Below are 26,844 nucleotides of genomic sequence, written 5' to 3'. Positions count from 1 at the left end.
TCATGCCCCCACTCTCCTTCGCCGACAGCCTGACCGCGCCGGCCCGCGCCTGGACCGGCCAGCGGGTGCTGGTGGTGGAGGACAGCCTGGTGCAGCGTGGCTACCTGGCCGGTCTGCTGCGCCAGCTCGAATTCGGCGAAGTGCTGGAGGCGGCCGACGGCAACGAAGCCTTGCAGATGCTGGAGCGCCAGGGCGGCGAGGCGATCTTCCTGGTGCTGACCGACCTGGAGATGCCGGGCATGGACGGCATCGAGCTGACCTGCCAGCTGCGCGAGCGGCAGCTGGCGCAAAACCTGATCGTGGTCAGCGCGCGCGATCCGCGCCTGCTGGAGATCATCGAGAGCATGAACTTCGATGACGCCTGCATGGACCTGCTGGGCACGCTGCTCAAGCCGGTGCAGCTGGACGCGCTGGCGATGCTGCTCGACCGCGCCGGCAAGAAGGCGGTGCTCCGGCCGGCCTGCGCGCAGCCGGACCTGCCCAGCGCGGACGAGCTGGCGCAAGCGCTGGCGCGGCAGGAATTCCTGCCGTACTTCCAGCCCAAGGTGACGATCCAGAACGGCCACCTGAAGGGTCTGGAGGCGCTGGCGCGCTGGCAGCACCCGAGCCGCGGCCTGCTGGCGCCGGCGCACTTCATCGACGCCATGGAGGGCACGCCGCTGATGGCGGAGTTCACGCTGAGCATGGTGCGCCAGGTGCTGGACCGGCTGCTGGAATGGACCCGGCACGGCCTGCCGTCGCTGACGGTGTCGGTCAACCTGTCGGCCGACAACCTGGCCGACCGCGCCTTTATCGACCGCCTGACGGCGCTGGTGATGGCCTCCGGCGTGCCGCCGGCCGCGCTGGTGTGGGAGGTGACCGAGACCAGCGTGATGCGCCAGCTGTCGCAGGCGCTGACCAATATGGGGCGCTTGCGGCTGATGGGCTTCGGCCTGGCGATGGACGATTTCGGCATCGGCTATTCATCGATGCAGCAGTTCGCCCGCTGCCCCTTCACCGAACTGAAAATCGACCGTGCCTTCGTCCACGGCGCCTCGCAGTGGCCGAACCGCCACGTGGTGCTGAAAAGCGCGCTGGACCTGGGCCAGAGCCTGGGCGTGGCCACCGTGGCCGAGGGCGTGGAAACGCTGGCGGATTGGAAGCTGCTGCGTGAACTGGGCTGCGACATGGCGCAGGGCTACCTGCTGGCCAAGCCGATGCCGGCCGAAGAACTGGTGACCTGGATCAAGCAGGACCGGCGCCGCCTGCGCGCGCTGGCGGACCAACCGTAGTCAAACAGCACACCCGATCGGTGTCATCTCTGGGAGTAGCTCTATGTTGTCAACTTTAACGGTCAGGGCCAAGATCCTGATCCTGCTGGCGGTGGCGGTGCTGGCGCTGGTGGTGGTGGTGGTGATCGCCTTTTCCGGCCTGAAGCAGGAGGGGGCGATGCTGATGGAGATCGGCAAGAACCGGCTGCCCTCGGTGCAGGCGCTGCTGCAGGTCAGCGAGGGCCAGACGGCGCTGCGTTCGGCCAACCGCTCCATGGATGCGATCGCCGCCTATCCGGACGAAGTGGACGTTATCGCCCGCGAAATCAAGCGCAAGCAGGAAATCTGGGGCGAAGTCGATAAGGCCTGGAAGGTCTACGAACCGCTGGCCCAGGAGCCCGAGGAGGCGGCGTTGTGGAAGACCTTCGTCAAGCAGTGGGACGCCTGGAAGGCGCGCGACGCCATCATCAGCGAACTGGCCGGTCAGTTGATGCGGGCCGACAGCGCCAAGCGCAAGGAACTGTTCGTCACCCTGCATGGCGCCGTCAAGGATGCCCGTCCCTTCTTCCACGATGCCGAGGACAGCCTGAACAAACTGGTGGCGCTCAACGTCGGCTACGGCGACGCCGCCGTCAAGCAGGCCGACGAGGCGTCCGCGCATGCGCTGAGCATGATGTACACCTCCGCCGGCGTGGCGCTGGCGCTGCTGGTGGCGATCGGCCTGCTGATCCTGAACGGCATCATGAAGCAGCTGGGCGGCGATCCGGGCTACGCGGCCGAGATCGTGCGCCAGGTGGCGGACGGCGACCTCAGCGCCGAGGTGGTGCTCAAGGCCGGTGACAGCACCAGCCTGCTGGCGGCGATGAAGGGCATGATAGACAAGCTGTCGCAGGTGGTGGAGGAAGTCAACAGCGGCGCCGAGTCGCTGGCCAGCGCCTCCGAGGAAGTGAGCGCCACCGCGCAGGCGCTGTCGCAGGCGGCCAGCGAGCAGGCCGCCGGCACCGAGGAAACCAGCGCCTCGGTGGAGCAGATGACGGCGTCGATTTCGCAGAACACGGAAAATGCCAAGGTCACCGACGGCATCGCCAGCAAGGCGGCGCTGGAGGCGGCCGAGGGCGGCGAGGCGGTCGAATCGACGGTGGCGGCGATGCGCCAGATCGCCAGGAAGATCGGCATCATCGACGACATCGCCTACCAGACCAACCTGCTGGCGCTGAACGCGGCGATCGAGGCGGCGCGCGCCGGCGAGCATGGCAAGGGCTTCGCGGTGGTGGCGGCCGAGGTGCGCAAGCTGGCCGAGCGCAGCCAGGTGGCGGCGCAGGAAATCGAACAGGTGGCGTCGAGCAGCGTGCAGCTGGCGGAGAAGGCCGGCCGCCTGCTCAACGAGATGGTGCCCAACATCCGCCGCACCTCCAACCTGGTGCAGGAGATCACGGCGGCGTCGGAGGAGCAGTCGGCCGGGGTCGGCCAGATCAACTCGGCCGTCACGCAGCTGAGCCAGACCACCCAGCAGAACGCCTCCAGCTCCGAGCAGCTGGCGGCCACCGCCGAAGAGATGAGCGGCCAGGCCGAACAGCTGCAGCAGACCATGGCCTTCTTCAAGCTGGCCGGCGCGCCGCGGCCGATCCGCACGGTGGCGGCTCCGCGCAAGCCGGCCAAACCGGGCAAACCATCGGTGCGTCCGGTCGGCGGCATGGCAGACAACCGCCGCATGGCCGACCTGCGGGAACCGGACGAATCGCATTTTGTTAAATTCTGAGCGAGGCAGCGATGAATACCCTGACTGTATCCGAGACCAAGCAACTGGCCGCCGGCGGCCCTGCGCAGTACCTCAGCTTCATGCTGGGCCAGGACATGTTCGCCATCGGCATCCTGGCGGTGCGCGAGATCCTTGAATATGCCGGCGTGACGCCGGTGCCGCAGATGCCGGCCTGTATCAGCGGCGTGATCAACCTGCGCGGCACCGCCGTGCCGGTGCTGGACCTGGCGCGCCGGCTGGAGCGGGCGCCGTCGGCGATCAGCAAGCGCACCTGCATCATCGTGGTCGAAGTCGACAGCGACGAGGGGCCGTTCGTGATCGGCATCCTGGTCGACGCGGTCAACGCCGTGCTCGACATTCCGCCGTCCGACATCGAGCCGGCGCCCAGTTTCGGCGCCCAGGTGCGCGCCGAGATGCTGCAGGGGATAGGCAAGGTGCAGGGGCGCTTCGTGCTGCTGCTGAACGTGCAGCACGTGGTATCGGCCAACGAACTGGCCGCGCTGGCCGCGGGCGGCGCTGTGCCGCAAACTTCATAACGCATACAACCGGGAGTTGCGCATGTTTTCCTCCGTAACAGTCAGGACCAAGATCCTGACGTTGATCGCTGTCGCCGTTTTGGCGCTGTTGCTGATCATGGTGATCGCCTTCCAGGGCTTGAAAAAAGAAAGCGACATGTTGGCGGAGATCGGCAAGAACCGCCTGCCGTCGGTGCAGGCGCTGATGACCATCAACGAAGGCAAGACCGCGATCCGTTCGGCCAATCGCGGCGCCGACGTGGTCGCGCTCACTCCGGAGGACACGACGGAGATCTCCCAGCAGATCAAGCGCCGCGAGGTGGTCTTCGCCGAGATCGACAAGGCCTGGAAGATCTACGATCCCTTGCCGCAGACCAGCGAGGAGGCGGCGCTGTGGAAGGTTTTTGTCAAGCAGTGGGACGTCTGGAAACAGCGGGACGCGCAGTTCGGCGAGCTGCTCAAGCAAATCCGCGACGCCGATACCGCCAAGCGCAAGGAGTTGTTCCTTGCGTTGCACCGCACGCTGATCGATAACCGGCCGGCCTTCCGCGAGGTCGAGGAGAGCCTGGACAAACTGGTGGCGATGAACGTCAAGTACGGCGACGACGCCGTGACCGAGGCCGACGCGGCGTCGGCCAGCGCGTCGCGCAGCATGTACGTGGCGTCCGGCGTGGCGCTGGCGCTGCTGGTGGCGATCGGCCTGCTGATCCTGAGCGGCATCCTCAGGCAGCTGGGCGGCGATCCGGGCTATGCGGCCGAGATCGTGCGCAAGGTGGCGGACGGCGACCTCAGCGCCGAGGTCGTGCTCAAAGCCGGGGACAGCACCAGCCTGCTGGCGGCGATGAAGGGCATGATAGACAAGCTGTCGCAGGTGGTGCAGGAGGTGAACAACGGCGCCGAGGCGTTGGCCAGCGCCTCCGAGGAAGTGAGCGCCACCGCGCAGTCGCTGTCGCAGGCGGCCAGCGAGCAGGCCGCCGGTACCGAGCAGACCAGCGCCTCGGTGGAGCAGATGACGGCGTCGATTTCGCAGAACACGGAAAACGCCAAGGTCACCGACGGCATCGCCAGCAAGGCGGCGCTGGAGGCGGCCGAGGGCGGCGCAGCGGTCAAATCGACGGTGGCGGCGATGCAGCAGATTGCCAAGAAGATCAGCATCATCGACGACATCGCCTACCAGACCAACCTGCTGGCGCTGAACGCGGCGATCGAGGCGGCGCGCGCCGGCGAGCATGGCAAGGGCTTCGCGGTGGTGGCGGCCGAGGTGCGCAAGCTGGCCGAGCGCAGCCAGGTGGCGGCGCAGGAAATCGAACAGGTGGCGTCGAGCAGCGTGCAGCTGGCGGAGAAGGCCGGCAACTTGCTCGATGCGATGGTGCCCAACATCCGCCGCACCTCCGACCTGGTGCAGGAGATCACGGCGGCGTCGGAGGAACAGTCGGCCGGGGTCGGCCAGATCAACTCGGCCGTCACGCAGCTGAGCCAGACCACGCAGCAGAACGCCTCCAGTTCCGAGGAGCTGGCGGCCACCGCCGAAGAGATGAGCGGCCAGGCCGAACAGCTGCAGCAGACCATGTCCTTCTTCAAGCTGGCCGGCGCGTCGCGGCCGATCCGCACGGTGGTGATGGCGCGCCAGCCTGGCAAGGCGCGCAAGCCGCCCGGCCGGACCGGCGCCAGCTCAGCCGGCATGGGCAGCAGCCGCACCATGACCGAGATGAGCGAACCCGACGAATCGCATTTCGTTAAATTCTGAAAAGGCAGCCTGCAGGCGGCGCAGGAAATCGAACAGATATCCCGCTCCAGTTCCGAGCAGCTGCAGCAGACCAGGTCCTTCTTCAAACTGGCTGCGGTGGGCTGGCGCTGACGTGGGGTGTATGCCACATGTGAGTATTGGTGAGATTTGCAGCGGTGGATTGGTTCACAATGATTCGTGCCCCCCGCCGATTGGAGAAATAGCTTATGTTCAAGCAGATGAAGATGGAGACCCGGCTGCACGCCGGTTTTGGCGGCATCGTGCTGCTGGTGGTGTTGATGGGGGTGATCGCCTTCGCCAAACTGGGCTCGCTGCATGACCACTGGAATGACTTCGAGACCGTCACTCTGGTGCGCAAGAACGCCGTGCTGGAAGGCGTTACCGCGCACGGCCAGGCGGTCCATCATTTCAAGAACTACATCCTGCGCGGCGGCGACTACAACAGCAAGTTCCGCGCCGACCTGGCGGCCATCGACAAGGAGATGACCGACTACAAGGCCGTGGGCAGCGTGACGCCCGAGGAGCAGGCCTTGCTGGCCGAAATTTCGACCGCCACCCGCAGCTACGGCGAGAGCATGATCCAGCTGGAAGCGATGCGCGAGAAAGGCATGGCGCCGCAGGAGATGGACAAGGCCATCAAGGGCGCCGACGAAGCCATCTCCGTCGCTTTCCGCAAGCTGCTCAAAGTCAACGATGGCGAGACCAAGGGCGAGTCGGCCGCCATGACCGAGGTGACCGACTCGGCCAAGCGGCTGATACTGGGCATGGATATCCTGATCGCGGTGCTGGGCGGCGTGATGGCGGTGTGGCTGGCGCGCAGCCTGTCGGGCATCGTGCGCGAAGTGCAGTCGGTGGTGGGCAGCCTGGCCGGCGCCTCCGAGGAAGTGAGCTCGACCGCGCAATCGCTGTCGCAGGCGGCCAGCGAACAGGCGGCGGGGGTGGAGGAAACCAGCGCCTCGATCGAGCAGATGACGGCGTCGATCGCGCAGAATACCGAGAACGCCAAGCTCACCGACGGCATCGCCACCCAGGCGGCGGTGGACGCCGCGCGCGGCGCCGAAGTGGTCAAGGCCACGGCGGCGGCGATGAAGCAGATCGCCAGCAAGATCGGCATCATCGACGATATCGCCTATCAAACCAATCTGCTGGCGCTGAACGCGGCGATCGAGGCGGCGCGCGCGCACGAACACGGCAAGGGCTTCGCGGTGGTGGCGGCCGAGGTGCGCAAGCTGGCCGAACGCAGCCAGGTGGCGGCGCAGGAAATCAGCAAGGTGGCGTCCGACAGCGTGGAGCTGGCCGAGCAGGCCGGCCAGATGTTCGATGCGCTGGTGCCGAATATCCGCAAGACGTCGGACCTGGTGCAGGAGATTTCGGCGGCGTCGGAAGAGCAGAGCTCCGGCGTGCGGCAGATTAACAGCGCGGTCGGTCAGCTCAGCCAGACCACCCAGATCAACGCCGCCAGCTCGGAGGAACTGGCGGCCACGTCGGAAGAGATGAGCGCGCAGGCCGAGCAGCTGACCCGGCTGATGACGGTGTTCAAGCAGTACGCGGCCGACGAGGCGCCGCGCGGCGGATTGGCGCGCCGGCCGGTGGTGCTGAAGACCGGCGGCGCCAAGCCCGCGCGTCAGGCGCGCAAGCTCGACCTGGTGGCCGACGGCGCGCCCGACGAGAACAAGTTCACGCGCTTCTAACCCCGCAGGGCCGAACAGGGGTCAGACCCCGTACGGGGTCTGACCCCGGCGGCGGCGCGCCGGTTCGGGGTCAGGGCTTGACGAACTTCAGCGTCATGCGGTCGCTCTCGCCGATGGCCTTGTACATCGCGCGGTCCTGGTCCTTGTTGGTGTAGGTCGGCGGCAGCGCCCAGACGCCGCCCTTGTGCTCGGCGTTGTCCTTGGGATTGGCGTTCACTTCCGACTTGTCCGCCAGCTTGAAGCCGGCCGCCTCGGCCAGGCCGATCACATATTTCTCGTGCATATAGCCGCTGCTGGCGTCCTTGTCCTGCACCTTCGAGGCCGGCAGGCGGTGCTCGACCACGCCGAACACGCCGCCTTTCTTCAGGCTGGCGTAGACGCTGCCGAACAAGGTCTTCAGGTTGTCCGGGCCGGTCTCCATCCAGTTGTGGACGTTGCGGAAAGTCAGCACCATGTCGACGCTGCCGGCCGGCGCGAACTCGTACTTGCGCGGCGGCGAGAACACGCCCAGCGCCACCTTGTTGTACACCTCCGGCTTGGCGTTCAGGCGCGCCATGAAGCGCTCGGCGCCCTTGCGCTCGTTGGCGTCGGGCGAAGCCAGGTCGTCGCCGGCGGCGATCAGCTTGCCGTGCTCGCGCAGGTAGGGCGCCAGGATCTCGGTGTACCAGCCGCCGCCCGGCGCCAGCTCGACCACCGTCATGCTCGGCTTGATGCCGAAGAAGGCCAGCGTTTCATACGGATGGCGGTAGACGTCGCGCTCGACGTTGGCCGGCGTGCGCGACGGCGCGGCGATGGCGGCCTTCAGCGCCGCATCTTCGGCGGCGCCGGCGCCGCCGGCGATCAGCATGGTGGTGGCCAGGGCGGCAAGTACGGTTCGTTTCATGCAAAGTCTCCTGAGGGTTCGTTTGTTCGGACGATGCGCGGCCGCTCGCCCTGCGCGATCATGGTGCAGGCTTGTCGGAAGGTCAAGCGAATTGGGACGGCGCTCCGCCCGACCGTGACGGCCACCCCGGCGGACACCTGGCGGACACTTTCGGACACTGGCGGACAGTCGGGCGGACAGATCGGCGGACACTGCACCGCTGGCGTAGCTCTCAAACTCCTGCCGCCACACCAACTTGCAACATGAATCCCCGTGGCACAAATTTTGCCTATCCCCTTCCTTAATCCGGCGCTAATATTGCTAAACCGGCGGAAACGGCGGCGGATATTCAGGTGTAGTGCAAAGCAACGAGCGGTAACGAAGTAGTTCCAGCTAGAAAAGCAAATAAAAAGCAGAACCCCGGGCGACCGGCCCGCAATCTAATCCTTGCTGTTACGTTTTTGGAGATACGATGGAACGACGTGCATTCCTCAATGTTAGTAGTCTGGCCCTGGGCACGATGCTGCTGCCCGCCTTCGGTCGCGCAATCGCGGCGGAAGAACTGCTCAAGCCAGTCGCCCTGCAATTCAAGAAAATGCTGGCCGATACCGCGATGACCGCGGCGACCCAGGCCGGCGCCTCCTACTGCGACGTGCGCGTGGGCCGCTACCTGAACCAGTTCATCACCACCCGCGACCTGAACGTCGAGAACGTGGTCAACACGGAATCGGCCGGGGTCGGCGTGCGCGTGATCGCCGGCGGCGCCTACGGCTTCGCCGCCACCAACGACATGAGCCCGGACGGCGTCGCCGCCGCCGCGCGCCAGGCGGTCGCCATCGCCAAGGCCAACGCCAAGCTGCAGACCGAGCCGGTGATCCTGGCCCCGGTCAAGGGCGTCGGCGAAGTGTCGTGGGCCACGCCCATCGTCAAGGACTGGCGCACCGTCGCCATCAAGGACAAGGCCGAGCTGCTGATCGCCGCCAACAAGGCCGGCATGGAGGGCGGCGCCAGCTTCATGCAGTCGCTGCTGTTCCAGGTCAACCAGCAGAAGTACTTCGCCTCCACCGACGGCTCCTACATCGACCAGGACGTGCACCGCCTGTGGATGCCGGTGTTCGCCACCGCCGTCGACCAGAAGACCAACAAGTTCCGTTCGCGCCAGGGCCTGTCGTCGCCGGTCGGCATGGGCTACGAATACCTGGACGCGCGTCCGGAGCACAAGATCAAGGCGGCCGGCGGCGTGACCACGCTGTACACCAAGTCCTACGACCTGATCGAAGATGCGCGCGCGGCCGGCAAGCAGGCCAAGCAGAAGTTGACCGCCAAGTCGGTCGAGCCGGGCAAGTACGACCTGGTGCTGTCGCCGGAACACCTGTGGCTGACCATCCACGAATCGGTCGGCCACCCGACCGAGCTCGATCGCGTGCTGGGCTACGAGGCCAACTACGCCGGCACCAGCTTCGCCACGCTCGACAAATGGCAGTCCAAGAAGTTCAAGTACGGCTCGGAGATGGTCAACATCGTCGCCGACAAGACCACCCCGGGCTCGCTGGCCAACGTCGGCTACGACGACGAAGGCGTCAAGTGCAAGCGCTGGGACATCATCAAGGACGGCATCCTGGTCAACTACCAGGCCACGCGCGACCAGGCCCACATCATCGGCGAGAAGGAATCGCACGGCTGCTCGTACGCGGACAACTGGAGCAGCGTGCAGTTCCAGCGCATGCCCAACGTCTCGCTGCAAGCCGGTAAAAAGAAGATGACGCCGGACGAAATGGTCAAGGACGTCAAGAAGGGCATCTACATCGTCGGCGACGGTTCCTTCTCGATCGACCAGCAGCGCTACAACTTCCAGTTCGGCGGCCAGCTGTTCTACGAAATCAAGAACGGCAAGATCGGCGAGATGCTGGAAGACGTGGCGTATCAATCGAACACCCAGGAGTTCTGGAACGCCTGCGCCGGTCTGTGCGACGAGCGCGATTGGCGCATGGGCGGTTCCTTCTTTGACGGTAAAGGCCAGCCTTCGCAGGTGTCGGTGGTGTCGCATGGCGCCAGCACGGCGCGCTTCAACGGCATCAACGTCATCAACACCGCACGCAAAATCGGCTAAGCCCTGGAGACCACGAGATGAAGAATTTGAGTCAAGACGAAGCAAAACGCATCAGCGACAAAGTGCTGTCCTTTTCCAAGGGCGACCAGTGCGAAGTGAGCATCACCGGCAGCCGCAAGGGCAACATCCGCTACGCGCGCAACGCCGTGTCGACCGCCGGCTTGATCGAGGACACGCAGCTGGCGGTGTCGGTCGCTTTCGGCAAGAAGCAGGGCACGGCCACCATCAACGAGTTTGACGACAAGTCGCTGGAAAAAGTGGTGCGCCGTGCGGAAGACCTGGCCCGCCTGGCGCCGGAAAATCCGGAGTTCATGCCGACGCCGACCAAGCAGCAATACAAGGCCAGCGAGACCTTCTTCCAGAAGACCGCCGACATCGATCCTGAATTCCGCGCGCAGGTGGCGGCCTACAGCATCGAGAACAGCAAGAAGAACAAGCTGGTGGCGGCCGGCTTCTTCAGCGACAGCACCAAGTTCAACGTCATCGCCAACTCGAACGGCGTGTTCGGCTACCAGCAGGACACGGGGCTGGACTTCACCGTGACCGTGCGCACCGAAGACGGCCGCGGTTCGGGCTGGGTCAAGCGCAGCGTGGGCGACGTCAGCAAGTTCGACGCGCGCGAAGCGTCCAACGTGGCGATTGAAAAAGCGCTGCGTTCGGTGGACGCCAAGGCGCTGGAGCCGGGCCGCTACACGGTGATCCTGGAGCCGGCGGCGACCTCGGACCTGCTGGGCTTCATGTTCAACGGCTTCGACGCGCGCCAGGCCGACGAGGGCCGCAGCTTCCTGTCGAAAAAGGGCGGCGGCAACCGCATGGGCGAGAAGCTGTTCGACGAACAGGTCAACGTCTGGGCCGATCCATGGGACAAGGACGTGGCGGTGCTGCCGTGGGACGGCCAGAACATGTTGGCGCGCGAACGCCAGGACATCATCAAGGGCGGCAAGATCGCCAACCTCGATTACTCGACCTACTGGGCCAAGAAGCAGGGCAAGCGCGCCGTCGGATCGCCGGGCAACATCATCATGGCCGGCACCAACAAGTCGACCGAGGAGCTGATCGCCAACACCAAGAAGGGCGTGCTGGTGACCCGCACCTGGTACATCCGCATGGTCGATCCGCAGTCGGTGCTGCTGACCGGCTTGACGCGCGACGGCACCTTCTACATCGAGAACGGCAAGATCAAGCATCCGATCAAGAACTTCCGCTTCAACGAAAGCCCGGTGACGATGTTGAACAACATCGAGGAGCTGGGGCGGCCGGAGATCCTGGCGGGTGACGAGTCGCAGTTCCAGCTGCTGATACCGGCGATGCGGGTACGCGACTTCAACTTCACCTCGTTGTCGGACGCGGTTTAAAGCATCAGGGGCCGGACTAAGTTCCGGCCCTGTTACATTTTTCAGGGAGTTAATGTGGAACGACGTTCATTTCTAAAAGTTAGTGCGGCCGCCGGTGGCAGCCTGCTGATTCCTGTCTTCGGCAACGCCATCGCGGCCGAAGAGCTGCTCAACCCCGTGGCCGTGCAGTTCAAGAAATCGCTGGCCGACGCCGCGCTGAACGCCGCCACCAAGGCCGGCGCCAGCTACTGCGACGTGCGTATCGGCCGCTACCTGAACCAGTTCCTCACCACGCGCGACCTGAACGTGGAAAACATCGTCAACACCGAATCCTCCGGCATCGGCGTGCGCGTGATCGCCAACGGCGCCTACGGCTTCTGCTCGACCAACGTCATGACGCTGGACTCGGTGGCAGCGGCCGCGCGCCAGGCGGTCGCCATCGCGCGCGCCAACGCCAAGCTGCAAACCGAGCCTGTGGTGCTGGCCCCCGTCAAGGGCGTCGGCGAAGTGGCATGGGCCACGCCGTTCAAGAAGGACTGGCGCACCGTGGCGATCAAGGAAAAGGCCGAGATGCTGATCGCCGCCAACAAGGCCGGCCTGGACGCGGGCGCCAGCTTCATGTCGTCCAACCTGTTCCAGGTGAACCAGCAGAAGTACTTCGCCTCCACCGACGGCTCCTACATCGACCAGGACATCCACCGTCTGTGGTCGCCGCTGACCGCCACCGCCGTCGACAAGGCCACCAACCGCTTCCGCACGCGCGACGGTTTGTCCTCGCCGGCCAGCATGGGCTATGAATTCTTCGACGCCAAAGAGTCCAACAAGATCAAGGCCGCCGGCAACGTCACCACGTTGTACAAGGGCGCCTACGACTTGATCGAGGACGCGCGCGCCGCCGGCCGCCAGGCCCGCGAAAAGCTGACCGCGAAAACCGTCGAACCGGGCAAGTACGACCTGGTGCTGTCGCCGGAACACCTGTTCCTGACCATCCACGAATCGGTCGGCCACGCCACCGAACTCGATCGCGTGCTGGGCTACGAGGCCAACTACGCCGGCACCAGCTTCGCCACGCTGGACAAGTGGAAGAGCAAAAACTTCAAGTACGGTTCGGACCTGGTCAACATCGTCGCCGACAAGACCACGCCAGGCTCGCTGGGCTGCGTGGGCTACGACGATGAAGGCGTGGCCTCCAAGCGCTGGGACCTGATCCGCAACGGCATCCTGGTCAACTACCAGGCCACGCGCGACCAGGCGGCCATCATCGGCGAGAAGGAATCGCACGGCTGCTCGTATGCGGACAGCTGGAGCAGCGTGCAGTTCCAGCGCATGCCCAACGTGTCGCTGGAGGCGGGCAAGAAGCCGTTGACACCGGACGACATGGTCAAGGACGTCAAGAAGGGCATCTACATCCTGGGCCGCGGCTCGTACTCGATCGACCAGCAGCGCTACAACTTCCAGTTCGGCGGCCAGCTGTACTTCGAGATCAAGAACGGCAAGATCACCAACCAGCTGGAAGACGTGGCCTACCAGTCCAACACCCAGGAGTTCTGGAACGCCTGCTCGGCGCTGTGCGATGAACGCGACTGGCGCATGGGCGGCTCCTTCTTCGACGGCAAGGGCCAGCCTTCGCAGGTCAGCGCCGTATCGCACGGGTCGCCGACCACGCGCTTCAACGGCATCAACGTCATCAACACCGCTCGCAAGATAGGATAATCAATGAAGATGCTGAATCAGGAAGAAGCAAAACGCATTAGCGACAAGGTGATGTCGCTGTCCAAGGCCGACGAGTGCCGCGTGCAGATCAGCGGTAGCCGCAACGGCAATATCCGCTACGCGCGCAACGCCGTGTCGACCGCCGGCCTGACCGAGAATACGCAGCTGACCGTCAGCGTCGCTTTCGGCAAGCGCCAGGGCACGGCCTCGATCAATGAGTTCGACGACAAGGCGCTGGAGCGCGCGGTGCGCCGCGCCGAAGACGTGGCGCGCCTGGCGCCGGAGAATCCCGAGTTCCAGCCGGCGATCAAGAAGCAGGACTACAAGTCATCCGCCACCTACAACGAAGCCACCGCCGCCATCGATCCGGAGTACCGCGCCGAAGTGGCGGCCGTCAGCATCAACGCCTGCCGCAAGCAGGGCCTGGTCGCGGCGGGCTTCTTCAGCGACACCACCGGTTTCGAAACGGTGGCCAACTCGAACGGCGTGTTCGGCTACCAGACCTTGAGCAACCTGGGCTTCACCATCACCACCCGCACCGAGGACGGCCGCGGTTCCGGCTGGGCCACGCGCTCGGCCACCGATGCGAAGAAGTTCGACGCCCGCGAAGCATCCGAGATCGCGATCGAGAAAGCGCTGAAATCGGTGGAGGCCAAGGCGCTGGAACCGGGCCGCTACACGGTGATCCTGGAGCCGGCGGCGACGTCGGAAATCATCGGCCGCATGTTCGGCGCCTTCGACGCGCGTCGCGCCGACGAGGGCCGCAGCTTCCTGTCGAAAAAGGGCGGCGGCAACCGCCTGGGCGAGAAGCTGTTCGACGAGCAGGTCAACGTCTGGGCCGATCCGTGGGACAAGGACGTGCCGGTGCTGGCGTGGGACGACTCGTCGATGCTGGCGCGCGAGCGTACGGACGTCATCAAGGGCGGCAAGGTGGCCTCGCTGGACTACACCCGCTACTGGGCCGAGAAGCAGGGCCAGCGCGCCGCCGGCCGTCACGGCAACATGATCATGGCGGGCGGCGGCAAGTCGACCGAGGAGCTGATCGCGTCGACCAAGAAGGGCGTGCTGGTCACCCGCACCTGGTACATCCGCATGGTCGATCCGCAGTCGCTGCTGTTGACCGGGCTGACGCGCGACGGCACCTTCTACATCGAGAACGGCAAGATCAAGCATCCGATCAAGAATTTCCGCTTCAACGAAAGCCCGGTGTCGATGCTGAACAATATCGATGAACTGGGCAAGCCGGTGGTGATCGGCGGCGACGAGGTGCGTTACCAGATGCTGATCCCGCCGATGAAGGTGCGCGACTTCAACTTCACCTCCTTGTCGGACGCGGTATAAAGACAAAGGTTAAGGGAACCGCGTGGCCAACTACGATTTTTACTTCACCCGCCTGACCTACGAGTCGGGCGACTGGGATGTCGATATCCGCATGCCGAGCAACGTGCTCAACTCGCTGGTCGAATACACGACCTTGCGGGTTGATCCCGTCGAACGCATCGTCGCGCTGTCCGATCCGAAGATGCTGGAGGCGCCGTTCTGCTATTTCGCCGGCCACAAGCTGGTGCAGTTCACGCCGACCGAGCGCAAGAACCTGGAGCGCTACATCAAGGGCGGCGGCTTCCTGTTCGTGGACGACTGCAACCACGATATCGACGGTCTGTTCGCCAAATCGTTCGAGGCCGAAATCGGCCGCATCTTCGGGCCCAAGGCGCTGCACAAGATCCCGAATTCGCATCCGGTGTATTCGAGCTTCTTCCATTTCGACGGTCCGCCGAACACCAGCGTGGAGCTCAACGGCTGGGGCGACGATCTGGTGCACGACTACCTGAAGGCGGTGGAAGTGGGCGGCCGCGTGCGGCTTTTATACAGCAACAAGGACTACGGCTGCGAGTGGGACTACGACTTCCGCAACAAGCGCTGGCTGGTGGTCGACAATACCCGCTTTGCGGTCAATATCATTCAATATGCCTTGGGAGCTTGATCTTGGATAGTGCAATCGCCTGGAGCGAAAATGAAATCGGCGCGCTGAGCGCCAAGGTGGCGGCGCTGAAGGCGAGTATGTCCCGCGTGATCATCGGCCAGGAAAACGTGATCGATTCGCTGATCATCTGCCTGCTGGCCGGCGGCCACGCGCTGGTGGAAGGCGTGCCGGGACTGGGCAAGACGCTGCTGGTGAAGTCGCTGTCGCAGGCGACCGACATGGATTTCCATCGCGTGCAGTTCACGCCCGACCTGATGCCGTCCGATATCGTCGGCACCGAGATCCTGGAAGAAGACCATGCGACCCGCAAGCGCGAGTTTCGCTTCCAGCGCGGGCCGGTGTTTACGCAGGTGCTGCTGGCCGACGAGATCAACCGCGCGCCGCCGAAGACGCAATCGGCGCTGCTGGAGGCAATGCAGGAACGCAGCGTCACCTTCGCCGGCCAGACGCACCAGCTGCCCAAGCCTTTCTTCGTGCTGGCGACGCAGAACCCGATCGAGCAGGCAGGCACCTATCCGCTGCCGGAAGCACAGCTGGACCGCTTCCTGCTGCGCATCGACGTGGTCTATCCGACCGAGGAAGAGGAGATCGCGATGGTCTCCGCCACCACCCACGCCGGCCTGAAAGACGCCGACCCGGTGATGGACGTGGCGACCCTGCTGCGCTTGCAGCAGCTGGTGCGCGACATCGAGATCGGCGATCACCTGCTGGCGTATGCGACGCGGCTGGTGCGCGCCACCCGTCCGGCGCTGACGACGGTGCCGGCGGTGAAGAAGCACGTCGGCTGGGGCGCTGGTCCGCGCGCGGGGCAGGCGCTGGTGCTGGCCTCCAAGGCGCGCGCGCTGATGCACAACCGCCTGGCCGTCACCCGCGAGGACATCGGCGAGATGCTGCTGCCGGTGCTGGCGCACCGCGTGATCCGCAACTTCGAGGCGGAAGCGGATGGCGTGGCGATCGCCGACATCCTGCTGGCGCTGCGCGAGCATATCCGCCCAGACTAAGCCGCGATGCAATCGACCTTTAAACCGTCCGCTGCCACCATGACGGCGATGATGGCGCAGACCAAGGACCTGGAGCTGGTGATCCGCCACGTGCTGGCGGGTCTGGGCCATGGCCTGCACGCGGGCCGCGAGCGCGGCGCCGGCGTCGAGTTCTCCGAGTACCGTGCCTACGCGCCGGGCGACGAGTGGCGCCGCGTCGACTGGAAGCTGCTGGCGCGCGCGGACCGCTACTTCGTCCGCGAGGCGGAGCGCGACAGCCACGTCGCCACCTGGCTGTGGCTGGACGCCAGCGCCTCGATGGCGGAGCCCAGCCGCGAGATCAACGGCGTCGACAAGCTGTGGTTCGCGCGCACTGTGCTGGCCTGCGTGGCGGCCATCGCGCAACGGCAGGGCGATGCGTTCGGGCTGGTGGTGTGCGGAGGCGGCAAGGTCGAGTTCACGCAAGCCTCACGCGGGCCGCGCCAGTTGCAGCGCGTGCTGGCGCAGCTGGCCAAGGCCAAGCCGGAAGGCAGCCTGCCCAGCGCCGAGGTGTTGAAGGCCAACCTGCATTTCGCCCGCTCGCCAAGTCTCATTTTTGCCGCCAGCGATTTCCTCGACTGGCCGTCGCCGTTGAGCGAGGCGCTGCTGCGCCTGCGCAGCCTGCGGCACGACGTGCGCCTGCTGACCTTGCGCACGCAGGCCGAGGTGGATGCCAGCTTCAAGGCCGGCGCGGCCTACCGCGATCCGGAACAGAGCGATGGCTTGCACCGCATGAGCAACGCCGACCGCGAAAGCTACAGGCAGCAGAGCCGGGCGCACTTCGATGCGGTGGCGACCAGCTGCCGTCAAAACAATATCGTCCACTACGAGGCGCGTATCGAGCAGCCTCTGGGCGGCGTGCTGCGCAGCTGGTTGCAGCTGGCCGGAGCGCGCGCAAAATGAAGATGGGTTGTCGATGCTGAGTTCTTATCCCTTGTGGTGGTTTGCGCTGCCGGTGCTGTTGCTGCCGGTATGGTGGCATCGCCAGAAACGCCAGCGGCTGAAGGCCGAACCGCTGGCGACGGCGCGCTTCCTGCCGTCGGCCGCGCCGGAGCAGCTGCGCGTATGGCAGTGGCGCGACCGCCTGCTGTTGCTGGTGCGCTGCCTGATGCTGGTGGCGCTGATCGCCTGGCTGGCCGCGTCCATTTTTCCGTGGCGTGGCGATACCGTGCTGCTGGATGCCGGCGCAGACAAAGCGTGGGCGGAGCAGCAGATCGCCGCCGCAGGCATGGGGACGGCGCAGCGCATCGAGCTGCCGTCGAACGGCTTGCAGTGGCTGCGCCAGCACGAGCGCGACTGGCGTCCCGGCGCGCGTCTGCTGGTCGTCGCCCGCGCCGACCAGGTGGCGATGCCGGCCCGTGTGCCGCAATTCAGCCATCAGGTGGAGCTGCGCACCAAGCCGCCGTCCGCCCCTGCCACGCCGACGCCGACCGAGCGCCACATCGTGCTGACGGGCGCGCAGGAGCAGGGCGCCGTCTGGCGCTCGCTATTTGCCGCCTTCAACCGCGCCGGCGATGGCGCCAACCGCTACACGCTCGCTGCCGAACCAGACGCAAAAACCGAGTTGATCGTCTGGGAGTCCGCCGCCGCGCCGCCCGCCAACTGGAGCGCCCCGCACTGGTGGATCGCCGCGCCAACCGGCTTCCCCGAACTGGCAAACGCTTCAGCGCTGACCATCAACGGCGTCACACTGAAATACGCCGACTCGCCGCGCGGCCGTCTCTGGACCTCCGACGTCATGCCGCCACGCGACGCCGACACCGCGCGCGCTCTCTACGAAGCCTGGCAGCAGCTCGCCCCGGCCCCCGCACCGGCCTACCCGATGCCATCGCAAGCGCTGTCCGCCGCGCGCAGCGCGCTCCCCGCCATCACCGACGCCAAGCCGGCCGCCTGGCTCGCCCTTGCCCTGCTGGCGCTGTTTTTACTTGAACGGATACTGACCCATGCACGGCGAAACTGATATTCTGCGCCGCCACCTGTGGGCCGCCGTCATGCGCCGCCGCGCGCCCCAGTGGCTGGCCGCGTTGGCGCCACTGGTTGCCGCCGTCGTCATGCTCCCTGCCGCGCACCTGGCCGCCGCCGCGATGCTGCCATGGGCCGTCTGGATGCTGGCTGACATCTACCGCTGGCGACTGCGGGTCAATCGGGAATGGACCTCGTGGCTGAATGCCGCCATCCCCGCGCTGGAAGACAGCAGCACGCTGCTGGCCGCCGACGCCATCACGCCCATCGCCAAACTCCAGCAGCAACGCCTGCAAACCCGCCTGGCCTCCGTGCTGGGCGAGGGCGACTACCGCAGCATCACCCGCAGCCGCGTACGCATCAGCGTCATGCCCATCCTGCTCGGCCTTGCCGCCGCAGGCGCCGCATGGGGCTACCATGGCAAGCAGAGCGCCGCCGTCGCAACCACCGCCGCTAGCCAGGCGGCCAAGCCCATCGTCGACGGCGAGATCTACCTGCGCGTCACGCCGCCGGCCTACACCGGCGTCCAGCCGTTCGAGACCGCCGCCCGCGACATCCAGGTGCCGCAATTTTCCGAAGTGCGCTGGTGCGTGCGCAAGCCGAGCGGCCCGCAGCCGGCGGTGGAGCTGGGCGATGGAGTCAGCCTGCCCGTCACCGAAGCTTGCGCGATGAAGCGCGTCGAAGAATCGCTGTTCTGGCGCGCGCGCGGCAAGAACGGCACGCGCTACAACATCCGCGTGACGCCGGACCAGGCGCCGCAAGTGACCATCATCGAGCCGAGCGAATTGATACATATCCTCGCCAAGGACGCGAAGACCGTACAGATCTCCGTCACCGCCCGCGACGACTACGCGATCGTGCGCGCCAGCCTGCACATGACGCTGGCGCGCGGCAGCGGCGAGAACATCCGCTTCAGCGACCGCGAAGTGCCGCTGCCGCAATCGTCCGACCCCAAAGTCCGCAACTGGAAAAAGCAGTGGACGCTGGCGGAGCTGGGCATGGAGCCCGGCGACGAGTTGTACTTCTTCGTGCGCGCCACCGACAATTCGCCGGACAATCCACACACCACCCAGTCGCCGACCTACACGCTGCGCCTGCCCGCACCGGAAGCGGAGAGCCTGGACTCGACTGCGCTGCCATCGATCGCCAAACCTGAGAACCTGCGCAGCCAGCGCCAGATCATCATCGACACCGAGCAGCTGGTGGCCGACATGCAGGCTCACCCCAACATGCCGGCGGCCACGCTGCGCGAGCGCAGCGAAACCATCGCCTCCGACCAGGCCAAGCTGCGGCTGCGCTACGGCCAGTTCCTCGGCGAGGAATCCAGCCTGTTCGGCGACGAGCATGAACATGAGGGCGAGGAACGCCCCAGCAGCAAACCGGGCTTTGGCAACGACATGTCGGTATTGAAGGAGTTCGGCCACGCGCACGACCAGGAAGACAACGCCACCATCTTCGATCCCAAGACCAAGGCGATACTGAAGCGCGCACTATCGGCGATGTGGGATGCGGAAAAATCGCTGCGCGCCATCTCGCCCAAGCCCGCGCTGCCGCTTGAATACAAGGCGCTGGACGCGATCAAGGAATTGCAGGCCGCGGAGCGCATCTACCTGCACCGCACCGCCTTCGTGCCGCCCGCGCTGAAGGAAGAAAAACGCATGAGTGGCGACATCGTCGGCGTGTTGAGCTACAAGCGCGCGCAGGGTTCCGCCGGCGACACCGTGCCGGCCGAAGTACGCGAACTGGTGCAAGCCCTGTCGCAGGACGGCGCATTGCCTGCCCTGTGGAGCAAGGCCGCGCGCGACACCATCGCCGCCCGCATCACCGACCAGGAACAGAAACTGAGCGCCCAGCGTGCGGTGCAGGATGTGCAGGATGGCTGCGTCGTCTGTCGCGGCGAGCTGCGGGCATGGCTGCGCGGCACACTGGCGGATGCGCCGGTGCTGCTGCAGGCGCGGCCTTCGACGGATACGCCGTTCCGTCAGGCCTGGAGTGGCAAGGAGCAGCCGAAATGATCAACATGGAACTCACCACAATCGCGGCGCCTGCGGCGGTGCTGGCCGTCGGCGCAGTCAGCGCCGTGCTGTATGGCCGCAAGCGCAATTGGATCAACGCATCACTGATCGCCGTGGCATCGGCATCGCTGGCGGTCTCGCTGGCCGACATGCGTTTGCCGCAAGCGGGCGAGAACATTGCGGCGGTAGCGACCGGCGCAAACGGCGACATCAGCGAGGCTTCATTGCTGGCGATACCGCGCGCGCAGGCCATCGCCTTGAGCGGCGACGGCCTGCGCGCCGCGGAGTGGGGCGACCTGCCTGCGCGCCGCGTGCAGTGGCAGCCTGCCGCCGCCGACATGCTGTGGCTGGACTTCCCCCGTTCGATGTCGCTGGGCCGCATCTTCACCTTGACGGTGCGGCGCGCGCAGGCGCAGCCAGGCTGGCGCCTGCAGCTGCTGGCCGAGAACAAGCAGGTGCTGGCGGATTCGAATCTTTCCGCTGCCGCCACTTCGCAGCTGAGCGTGCAATGGCTGCCGCCGGTGGCGGAGGCGATGGTGTTGCAGGCGCGCCTGCTGGACGCCGCAGGAAAAATCATCGCGCAAGGCCCGGTGCCGTTGCACGTCAAGGATGCCTTGCCCTTGCAGATACAGGGCCGCTTCGACGCGCCGTCGTTCGACGCCCGCGCACTGAATCAGCTGCTGGCCGACGGCAACGCGATACTCGACTGGAACGTCGCGCTGGGCAAGGCGGTGGCGCGCAGCGAAACCGCCCGCGCTCCGTTGACGGCCCCTAACGCGATGTTTGTCGATGCCGCCTACGTCGAGCATATGAATCCGTCGGCGCGCAGCGCGCTGCTGGCGCAGACGCGGCAAGGCGTGCCGCTGGTGGTGCTGGGCGCGAACGCCGCCGACGCCGCCATGTGGCAGCGCGAGTTCGGCCTGCGCCTGCATCCACAATCGCCGACCACGGAGAAGGAGGACACGCGCCAGTTCACCGTCGCCGGCGCCGCGCTGGCGATGCCGCCGGCCGGCTTGAACCCCGGCGACAACGCGGCCGCGCCGTGGTCCGTCGTGGCGCGCGACGGCAAGAAGCTGCCGTGGTTGTGGCAGCGCGATGTGCAGCAAGGGCGCGTGGTGTGGATAGGCGTCTCGGACTGGCACCGCTATGCGATCAGCGCACCGCAAGCCCTGGCCTTGTGGTGGCAGGGCGCGATGGACAAGATCGCATTGGCAGGCGCGCAGAAAACCAGCTGGCGGCTGCCGGACCCGATGCCGATCCCCGGCCTGCGCAGCGAAGTGTGCGTGGAAGGCGGCGTGGTGGCGAGCGTGCAGCCGGCCGACGGCGGACCTGCTCTCCCATTGCAGGCGCGCGCCGACAAGGCCGATGCGCGGTGCGGCGCCTGGTGGCCGCAGCGTGCCGGCTGGGCGAAGTTCAACGCGGCGGGCATGGAAGCGCCGGCGTTCGAGTATGTGTATGACGTGAAGGATTGGCCGGCCTGGCAGCGGGCCTTGCGGCGCGAGGCGACGGCGGTGTATGCGGCGCGGGCCGCTGGCGCTGGCGCCGGCGGCAAGGGCAGCGGCGCGGCAGTGGAACGTCCACTGCCGGCTGTGCCTTTTGCGCTGCTGTTCGCCCTGTGCATGCTGGGCTTGTGGTATCGCGAGTCGGCGCAACGCCGGTAAAAAAGATCCTGCAACGGGGATTGCAGGATCAAAACCGGCCTGATACTTTGGCCGGCATCCTTGGAACTGACATCAGAACTTGTAGTTCAGTCCAAACAGAACCGTACGGCCATACTTCGCATACTCCAGCTGACGATCCTTGCTGTTGGCGTAGGTTTCATACGCCTCGTTGGTCAGGTTGTTCACCTGCAGCAGCACACCCAGGCCCTTGTAGGCGCCGTCGTTGAAGGTGTAGCCGATCTGGAAATCGACCGGGCTGTCGCCCACCACGTAACGCAGCTGGCGATCGCCGGCGAAGTTGCCGATCTCACCCACGTAGTCCGAACGGCGGCGCGTGCTCACACGGGTCGAGAAGCCGTTCTTTTCGTAGTACATCGTCAGGTTGGTGACGGTGCGCGACAGGCCAGGCAGCTGGATCTTGCCGATGGTCGAGTTGACCTGCTTGATGTCGATGCCGCTTTCGGTGTACGAGGTGCTGGCCAGCACGCCGAAGCCGTTCAGCGCGGGCGCCAGCAATTCCAGCGGTACCGACACGGACACTTCGGCACCTTTCAGCATGCCGCCGCCGCCATTGTAGGACGTGGTGTACTGGCCCATGTTGCTGATGGCGTTGGTGCCAGGCGTGAACTGCGAGAAGTCGCGGGTTTCCGAGAAGGTGTAGATATAGGTGTCGAGCTTTTTGTAGAAGCCCGCCAGCGCGACATAGCCCTTCTTGGCGAAGTACTTTTCCCACGAGATGTCGAAGGCCTTGGCGCGCCATGGATCGAGGCGCGCATTGCCGCCGCTGCCGCTCGGCAGGCGGGTGCCCGCATCGACGGTGAAGTTGAAGCCGGCGTTGAGCTGGTCGACGCGGGCGCGGGCGATCTGCTTGGCCACCGACAGGCGCAGCGTCTGCTCGTTCGGCAGGCCGAAGGCCAGGTTCATGCTCGGCAGGACGTCGTTGTAGGCCTTGCCGTCCGAGGTGGGATGGGCCGCGCCGCCGTTGTCGGCGTACAGCGACTGCGAGGACTGGTCGGTGTGCACCAGCTGCGCGCCGAAGTTGCCGCGCACCGCCACGCCGCCCCAGTCGCTGTCGATGTTGGCGCGGGCGTAGCCGGTGCTGATTTTTTCGGTCACGTCCCAGGCGCGGCTGATGGTGCCGGCGTTGTTGGCCAGGCTGTAGTTGATCGGGTCGAAGTATTTGGCGATCACGCCCGGCACGTTCCACGAAGGGACGATGCCGGAGCCGGCGAAGCCCAGGTCGACCGGCGCGTAAAGCAGGTCGCTGGAGATGGTCGGATTGCCCTTGGCGAACAGCTGGCCGGACGGCTGGCGCTTGGTCTTGGTGCGGTCGCTGTAGTTCATGCCGATGTCGAAGCCGGACAGGTATTTGTCCAGCATTTCCGGCGCCGGCAAGGTGGCGGCCAGCTTGAAGCTCTTCAGCGTGTCCTTCAGGTGCGGCGAGTAGGTGCTGCCGTAGCCGTAGATCGAGTTGCCGGTATAGAGCTTGGTGGGATCGCTGTAGTTGAGTTTGCCGGCGATGGTGGCGAATTGGCCCGGCGTCCAGCCCACCGTCATCAGCGGGTCGTTGAAGGCGCCGCCGCCGGCGCTTTGCAGCTGCAGGTTGTTTTCCAGGTAGGTCTCGTCGCGCTTGGCTTCCGAGTAGTTGGCGTCGGCCAGCAGCGACCAGCCGCCGAAGTTGAACTTGTTGGCCCAGCCGGCGGTGCGGATTTCATCCTTGCGGTTGTTGTACTGGCCGCGCACCAGCGGGTAGGCGCCGGTGGCGGTGCCGCCCAGCAGCGTGCCGTTGACGATGTTGGTGCTGTTGTAGTTGAAGCCGACCGGGTTGTTGCTGCCGTTGTAGCCGCCCAGGTTGACCTCGAACTGGTTGTTGGTGTCGACCTGCTTGAACTCGGAGGCGAAGATGTCCAGGGTGCTGGTCCACATCTTGTTCGGACGGTATTCCAGCACGCCGATCAGGCCGGTGCGCTTGAGGGTGCCACTCTTGGCCAGCGACTTGACGCCGGCGGTGACGTAGGTGCCGGCCGGCACGCCGGAGACCTTGCTCTGGTCGAACGGCTCGTAGGTGCCGGTCTCGTTGTCGAGAATAGGCGATTCCATGTTGGCGATGCCGAGCGCGACGCCGACCGTGCGGTTGGCGAACTGGTCGATGTAGCTGGCGCTGATGCGGTGGCCGGTGTCCTTGGTGTTGGCGATCTTGCCCATCGAGTTTTGTTCGCCGCGCACGTTGACCGACAGCGTGCGGCCCGGGAAGGCCAGCGGCCGCACGGTCTGCATGTCGATGGTGCCCGACAGGCCCTGGCCGACCAGGCCGGCGTCGGGCGTCTTGTAGACGGTCACGCCGCTCAGCAGCTCGGATGGGTACTGGTCGAACTCCACGCTGCGGTTGTCGCCGGTGCTGACTTGTTCGCGGCCGTTGAGCAGGGTGGTGGCGAAGTCCGGCGACAGGCCGCGGATGCTGATCACCTGCGCGCGGCCGGCCACGCGCTGCGCCGCCAGGCCGGGCAGGCGGGCGATCGATTCGGCGATGCTGACGTCGGGCAGTTTGCCGATGTCTTCGGCGGAGATGGATTCAACGATGGAGGTCGCATCCCGTTTGACCGAAATCGCGTCCTCGATCCCGCGGCGGATGCCCGACACCACCACGGTCGACATCGGCGCGTCGGCCGCTTGCGGCGCGGCGCTGGCTTCGGCCGCGTGCAGCGGCGCGGCCAGTGCCGAGATCAGGACCGCGCAGGCGGCGGCCACCGGGGTCAGGGGAAGGGCGGCGCGGACGCCGGACGGGTGCGTATTCAACTTCATTTGGAGGTCTCCTGGTGTTTGTAAAGGTCGTTTCTGAACGGCGTTCTGAGGCCGCTTGAAAACAATCTTGTATTAAAACTAGAAACCAAGTCAAACGAATATTGATGCATCGACATCAATAATGCGCAAAAATAGGCGGAATACCCCTAGGGAAGCGCTTCCATGTTGTATTTGAACCATGGTGTTAGGTGGAGTTTTGTAAGTAAACTACATCTATTTGAAGCGCCGCGCCCACAACACGATGCGCTCCGCGACGGCCGGATCGCTGACGGTGTCGAGCGCCATCGATTGCATCGGCGTGATGCCGGGCGGGGCGAGCTTGTAGAAGTGGGTCAGGTCGGGGAAGCGGGCCAGCTCGGTCGGCAAATGGATGCGCCCATCGGCGAGGCGGTCCGCATGCGCCGGCGGCACCGACGCGTCGCGTCCGCCCTGGACGATCAGCACCGGCTGGCGCACGCGCGCCAGCTCGGCCACGGGATCGACCCGGTCCGTGCTGCGCAGATAGGCCAGGCTGAAGGCCGGCATATTCGCCAGCATCGCCGTTTGCGGATCGGCCTGGGCGCCGGCCGGCAGCGGCTCGCCGGCGCGCAGGGCGGCGATGGTGCGGTCGTACATCGCCAGGTCGGCGCCCGGCGTCATCATCGCCGCCAGCTGCTCGCGCATCAGCGAGAGCAGCGGCGTGGCCGGGCCCGACAGCGCCACCACGCCGGCTATGTCCGGCGCGTCGGCGCCGCTGGCCAGCAGCGACGCCACCAGCGCGCCTTCGCTGTGCCCGGCCACGATCAGCGGACGGGCCGGCGCGGCCTTGCGCAGCAGCGCCAGGCCGGCCGAGGCGACTTCGGCCCGGGTGGCGAAGGCCGCGTGGCGGGCCGCCGCCTGCGGGTCGAGCGTGCGCGAGCCGGTGCCGGGGCCGATCTTCGCCATCCGCAGCACGGCGTAGCCACGCTCGCCCAGCTGCGCGGCCAGGTCCGCATACAGGTGCGGCCTGAGGTTCATGGAGGGGTAGTTGCCGTCGACGTCGCTGAAGAGCGAGCCCGGCAGCAGCAGCACCGCGCCCTGCGGCTTCCCGGCAGGGAAGGTGAGGCGGCAGGCGATTTCCACGCCGGCCACGGTGACGGCGTCGTCCTGCTCGCGCAGCGGCACGGGACCAGCGCCGGCGCTGCCGGCCGGCGCGACGATGGACAAGGTGAGCGCGCCGGCGACGGCGGCCTTGGCAATTTGTTTGAAGGTACGCATGATCTTCCTTTCCTGGTAAAGCACCAAGATTGAAGTATCACGTCACGTCAGAGTCAAGCAGCGCGGAGGCGCTTCAACTAAAATGGCGGCATTGAGAGCGCTTCCGGGAGGATGCCATGCGACGTCCCACGCAAGGCTTGCGGCTGCGCGGATGTCAGCTGCTGCTGGCGGCGATGCTGTGCGGCATCTGCCACGCCGCACCGATCCCCGACGCGACGCTGAGGAAGATGCGTGTCGCGGTAGCCCAATGCGTTGCCCGGCGGATGTCGCCCGATCAGATCTGCCTGCGGCTGCGCCGGCAATTCGGCTATGTCGTCTATGGGCGCAGCGTGTTCGGCGACAAGGGCACCGACATCCTGGTGCAGATAGGAAGCGGCGTCAACATCACATTTCTGGCGACGATAGGACGGGTGCCGTATTGCGGATCGGCGCGGGCCTGCGCGGATTAATGGCGCTGCGCTACCACTTCTGCCAGCCGACCACATAGGCCGGCGCGGCATGGCTGCATGCGGGATCGGCGATCGGTTTCATTGGCACGCGCGCGAACGGCAGCACGCCCGCCCACACCGGCCAGCCCATGTCGTCCGCATCGTCTTCCACGCCGCCGGAACGTACCTTGCAGGCCGCCTCGGCCAGCGCGATGCGCATGATGGTGGTGGCCGCGTATTCCTTGTCCGACCCGGGACGGATATCGGCCTGGCGGCCCGGCACCAGCTTCTCCATGAACGCTTCCATCGTGCGGCGCCGCTCGTCCTCGCCTTCCACCACTTCGAACCGTCCGTAGATCATCGCCGAGCGGTAGTTCATCGAATGATTGAACGCCGAACGCGCCAGCACCAGGCCGTCGAGGTGCGTGATGGTCACGCAGGTCTCGCTTTCCGTCAAACGCTTGAGCATGCGGCTGCCGTTGGAGCCGTGGATGTACAGGTGATCCCCTTCGCGCCAGCAGGCGGTGGGAATGCAGTGCGATCCCTTGTCGTCGGCGAAGGCGATGTGGCACAGGTAGGCGTCGTCGATGATGGCGTGCAGCGTGGCGGTGTCGTAATGCGCGTTGGTCGGAATGCGGCGGACGCGGGTGCGTTCGCTCGGTGCGGCGTGGTTTGCTGGTTCGGTCATGATCTCCATCCAAAAAGGTTGAAGCCGCAATATAATGGCTGACTGGCTCCTGCAACAGGTCCAGAAAC

20 protein-coding genes are annotated in these 26,844 nt (G+C 65.9%); 16 read left to right on the top strand and 4 right to left on the bottom strand.

Annotated features, from left to right (window positions below):
• The first annotated feature begins 2 nt into the window (after positions 1–2).
• The 5 genes from RUGAMON1_RS30270 (at position 3) to RUGAMON1_RS30250 (ending at position 6,962) form a co-directional block, all read left to right on the top strand.
• Positions 3–1,271, top strand: coding sequence for an EAL domain-containing response regulator (locus RUGAMON1_RS30270; RefSeq protein ID WP_445233999.1), 1,269 nt, complete (start codon positions 3–5; stop codon positions 1,269–1,271).
• 43 nt (positions 1,272–1,314) lie between these two features.
• Positions 1,315–3,009: a HAMP domain-containing methyl-accepting chemotaxis protein gene (locus RUGAMON1_RS30265; RefSeq protein WP_445233998.1), complete on the top strand. Its 1,695-nt coding sequence runs from the start codon at positions 1,315–1,317 to the stop codon at positions 3,007–3,009.
• A gap of 11 nt (positions 3,010–3,020) precedes the next feature.
• Positions 3,021–3,545 carry a chemotaxis protein CheW gene (locus tag RUGAMON1_RS30260; protein WP_445233997.1) on the top strand — a complete coding sequence of 175 codons (525 nt, stop codon included), beginning with the start codon at positions 3,021–3,023 and terminating at the stop codon, positions 3,543–3,545.
• Positions 3,546–3,567: 22 nt separating this feature from the next.
• Entirely contained in the window at positions 3,568–5,271 is a 1,704-nt protein-coding gene (locus tag RUGAMON1_RS30255) for a methyl-accepting chemotaxis protein (RefSeq protein ID WP_445233996.1), read from the top strand.
• A gap of 206 nt (positions 5,272–5,477) precedes the next feature.
• The gene (locus RUGAMON1_RS30250; RefSeq protein ID WP_445233995.1) at positions 5,478–6,962 is read left to right on the top strand and encodes a methyl-accepting chemotaxis protein; all 1,485 of its coding nucleotides are present in this window, start codon (positions 5,478–5,480) and stop codon (positions 6,960–6,962) included.
• 70 nt (positions 6,963–7,032) lie between these two features.
• On the opposite strand, the gene RUGAMON1_RS30245 is transcribed toward RUGAMON1_RS30250, so the two are convergent.
• Positions 7,033–7,845 (bottom strand): class I SAM-dependent methyltransferase, encoded by an 813-nt coding sequence (locus RUGAMON1_RS30245; protein ID WP_445233994.1) that lies wholly within the window; start codon positions 7,843–7,845, stop codon positions 7,033–7,035.
• A gap of 451 nt (positions 7,846–8,296) precedes the next feature.
• Between RUGAMON1_RS30245 and RUGAMON1_RS30240 the strand changes: the two genes are divergently transcribed.
• The 10 genes from RUGAMON1_RS30240 to RUGAMON1_RS30195 are packed head-to-tail and all read left to right on the top strand — an operon-like array spanning position 8,297 to position 21,622.
• Positions 8,297–9,934, top strand: coding sequence for a TldD/PmbA family protein (locus tag RUGAMON1_RS30240; RefSeq protein ID WP_445233993.1), 1,638 nt, complete (start codon positions 8,297–8,299; stop codon positions 9,932–9,934).
• 17 nt (positions 9,935–9,951) lie between these two features.
• Positions 9,952–11,289, top strand: a complete 1,338-nt coding sequence (locus RUGAMON1_RS30235) for a TldD/PmbA family protein (protein WP_445233992.1) — start codon at positions 9,952–9,954, stop codon at positions 11,287–11,289.
• 54 nt (positions 11,290–11,343) lie between these two features.
• The gene (locus RUGAMON1_RS30230) at positions 11,344–12,981 is read left to right on the top strand and encodes a TldD/PmbA family protein (RefSeq protein WP_445233991.1); all 1,638 of its coding nucleotides are present in this window, start codon (positions 11,344–11,346) and stop codon (positions 12,979–12,981) included.
• Positions 12,982–12,984: 3 nt separating this feature from the next.
• Positions 12,985–14,322: a TldD/PmbA family protein gene (locus RUGAMON1_RS30225; protein ID WP_445233990.1), complete on the top strand. Its 1,338-nt coding sequence runs from the start codon at positions 12,985–12,987 to the stop codon at positions 14,320–14,322.
• A gap of 22 nt (positions 14,323–14,344) precedes the next feature.
• A complete protein-coding gene (locus RUGAMON1_RS30220; RefSeq protein ID WP_445233989.1) occupies positions 14,345–14,965 on the top strand; it encodes a DUF4159 domain-containing protein in 621 nt (206 codons plus the stop codon).
• 2 nt (positions 14,966–14,967) lie between these two features.
• Complete coding sequence (locus tag RUGAMON1_RS30215; RefSeq protein ID WP_445233988.1) at positions 14,968–15,966, top strand: AAA family ATPase; 999 nt, start codon at positions 14,968–14,970, stop codon at positions 15,964–15,966.
• Positions 15,967–15,972: 6 nt separating this feature from the next.
• Positions 15,973–16,887: a DUF58 domain-containing protein gene (locus tag RUGAMON1_RS30210; RefSeq protein WP_445233987.1), complete on the top strand. Its 915-nt coding sequence runs from the start codon at positions 15,973–15,975 to the stop codon at positions 16,885–16,887.
• A 13-nt stretch (positions 16,888–16,900) separates the two neighbouring features.
• Positions 16,901–17,944 (top strand): BatA domain-containing protein, encoded by a 1,044-nt coding sequence (locus RUGAMON1_RS30205; RefSeq protein WP_445233986.1) that lies wholly within the window; start codon positions 16,901–16,903, stop codon positions 17,942–17,944.
• Positions 17,928–19,961: a DUF4175 family protein gene (locus RUGAMON1_RS30200; protein WP_445233985.1), complete on the top strand. Its 2,034-nt coding sequence runs from the start codon at positions 17,928–17,930 to the stop codon at positions 19,959–19,961. The genes RUGAMON1_RS30205 and RUGAMON1_RS30200 overlap by 17 nt, the downstream gene beginning before the upstream one ends.
• A 5-nt stretch (positions 19,962–19,966) precedes the next feature.
• Entirely contained in the window at positions 19,967–21,622 is a 1,656-nt protein-coding gene (locus tag RUGAMON1_RS30195; protein WP_445233984.1) for a hypothetical protein, read from the top strand.
• A gap of 72 nt (positions 21,623–21,694) precedes the next feature.
• On the opposite strand, the gene RUGAMON1_RS30190 is transcribed toward RUGAMON1_RS30195, so the two are convergent.
• Both RUGAMON1_RS30190 and RUGAMON1_RS30185 read right to left on the bottom strand, forming a co-directional pair.
• On the bottom strand, positions 21,695–24,424 hold the full coding sequence (locus RUGAMON1_RS30190) for a TonB-dependent receptor (protein ID WP_445233983.1): 2,730 nt from the start codon (positions 24,422–24,424) through the stop codon (positions 21,695–21,697).
• Between the two features lie 213 nt (positions 24,425–24,637).
• On the bottom strand, positions 24,638–25,660 hold the full coding sequence (locus RUGAMON1_RS30185) for an alpha/beta hydrolase (RefSeq protein ID WP_445233982.1): 1,023 nt from the start codon (positions 25,658–25,660) through the stop codon (positions 24,638–24,640).
• A gap of 116 nt (positions 25,661–25,776) precedes the next feature.
• Here RUGAMON1_RS30185 and RUGAMON1_RS30180 point away from each other — a divergent pair, with 116 nt between their 5' ends.
• Positions 25,777–26,109: a hypothetical protein gene (locus RUGAMON1_RS30180; protein ID WP_445233981.1), complete on the top strand. Its 333-nt coding sequence runs from the start codon at positions 25,777–25,779 to the stop codon at positions 26,107–26,109.
• Positions 26,110–26,119: 10 nt separating this feature from the next.
• On the opposite strand, the gene RUGAMON1_RS30175 is transcribed toward RUGAMON1_RS30180, so the two are convergent.
• On the bottom strand, positions 26,120–26,776 hold the full coding sequence (locus RUGAMON1_RS30175; protein ID WP_445233980.1) for a pyridoxamine 5'-phosphate oxidase family protein: 657 nt from the start codon (positions 26,774–26,776) through the stop codon (positions 26,120–26,122).
• Positions 26,777–26,844 lie beyond the last annotated feature (68 nt).

Origin of the sequence: Duganella rhizosphaerae, assembly GCF_040364205.1 — a bacterium.
In the GTDB taxonomy this organism is placed as follows: domain Bacteria; phylum Pseudomonadota; class Gammaproteobacteria; order Burkholderiales; family Burkholderiaceae_D; genus Rugamonas; species Rugamonas rhizosphaerae.
The sequence above is the reverse complement of the archived record's forward strand: the minus strand, read 5'-3'. Positions and strand labels throughout refer to the sequence as shown.

What these genes read in the sequence shown, in the direction of transcription:
- RUGAMON1_RS30190 (WP_445233983.1), bottom strand. Translation starts at nt 24,424, where the DNA reads ATGAAGTTGAATACGCACCCGTCCGGCGTCCGCGCCGCCCTTCCCCTG.
- RUGAMON1_RS30205 (WP_445233986.1), top strand. Translation starts at nt 16,901, where the DNA reads ATGCTGAGTTCTTATCCCTTGTGGTGGTTTGCGCTGCCGGTGCTGTTG.
- RUGAMON1_RS30195 (WP_445233984.1), top strand. Translation starts at nt 19,967, where the DNA reads ATGGAACTCACCACAATCGCGGCGCCTGCGGCGGTGCTGGCCGTCGGC.
- RUGAMON1_RS30265 (WP_445233998.1), top strand. Translation starts at nt 1,315, where the DNA reads ATGTTGTCAACTTTAACGGTCAGGGCCAAGATCCTGATCCTGCTGGCG.
- RUGAMON1_RS30235 (WP_445233992.1), top strand. Translation starts at nt 9,952, where the DNA reads ATGAAGAATTTGAGTCAAGACGAAGCAAAACGCATCAGCGACAAAGTG.
- RUGAMON1_RS30210 (WP_445233987.1), top strand. Translation starts at nt 15,973, where the DNA reads ATGCAATCGACCTTTAAACCGTCCGCTGCCACCATGACGGCGATGATG.
- RUGAMON1_RS30180 (WP_445233981.1), top strand. Translation starts at nt 25,777, where the DNA reads ATGCGACGTCCCACGCAAGGCTTGCGGCTGCGCGGATGTCAGCTGCTG.
- RUGAMON1_RS30255 (WP_445233996.1), top strand. Translation starts at nt 3,568, where the DNA reads ATGTTTTCCTCCGTAACAGTCAGGACCAAGATCCTGACGTTGATCGCT.
- RUGAMON1_RS30260 (WP_445233997.1), top strand. Translation starts at nt 3,021, where the DNA reads ATGAATACCCTGACTGTATCCGAGACCAAGCAACTGGCCGCCGGCGGC.
- RUGAMON1_RS30245 (WP_445233994.1), bottom strand. Translation starts at nt 7,845, where the DNA reads ATGAAACGAACCGTACTTGCCGCCCTGGCCACCACCATGCTGATCGCC.
- RUGAMON1_RS30250 (WP_445233995.1), top strand. Translation starts at nt 5,478, where the DNA reads ATGTTCAAGCAGATGAAGATGGAGACCCGGCTGCACGCCGGTTTTGGC.
- RUGAMON1_RS30270 (WP_445233999.1), top strand. Translation starts at nt 3, where the DNA reads ATGCCCCCACTCTCCTTCGCCGACAGCCTGACCGCGCCGGCCCGCGCC.
- RUGAMON1_RS30175 (WP_445233980.1), bottom strand. Translation starts at nt 26,776, where the DNA reads ATGACCGAACCAGCAAACCACGCCGCACCGAGCGAACGCACCCGCGTC.
- RUGAMON1_RS30185 (WP_445233982.1), bottom strand. Translation starts at nt 25,660, where the DNA reads ATGCGTACCTTCAAACAAATTGCCAAGGCCGCCGTCGCCGGCGCGCTC.
- RUGAMON1_RS30225 (WP_445233990.1), top strand. Translation starts at nt 12,985, where the DNA reads ATGAAGATGCTGAATCAGGAAGAAGCAAAACGCATTAGCGACAAGGTG.
- RUGAMON1_RS30200 (WP_445233985.1), top strand. Translation starts at nt 17,928, where the DNA reads ATGCACGGCGAAACTGATATTCTGCGCCGCCACCTGTGGGCCGCCGTC.
- RUGAMON1_RS30240 (WP_445233993.1), top strand. Translation starts at nt 8,297, where the DNA reads ATGGAACGACGTGCATTCCTCAATGTTAGTAGTCTGGCCCTGGGCACG.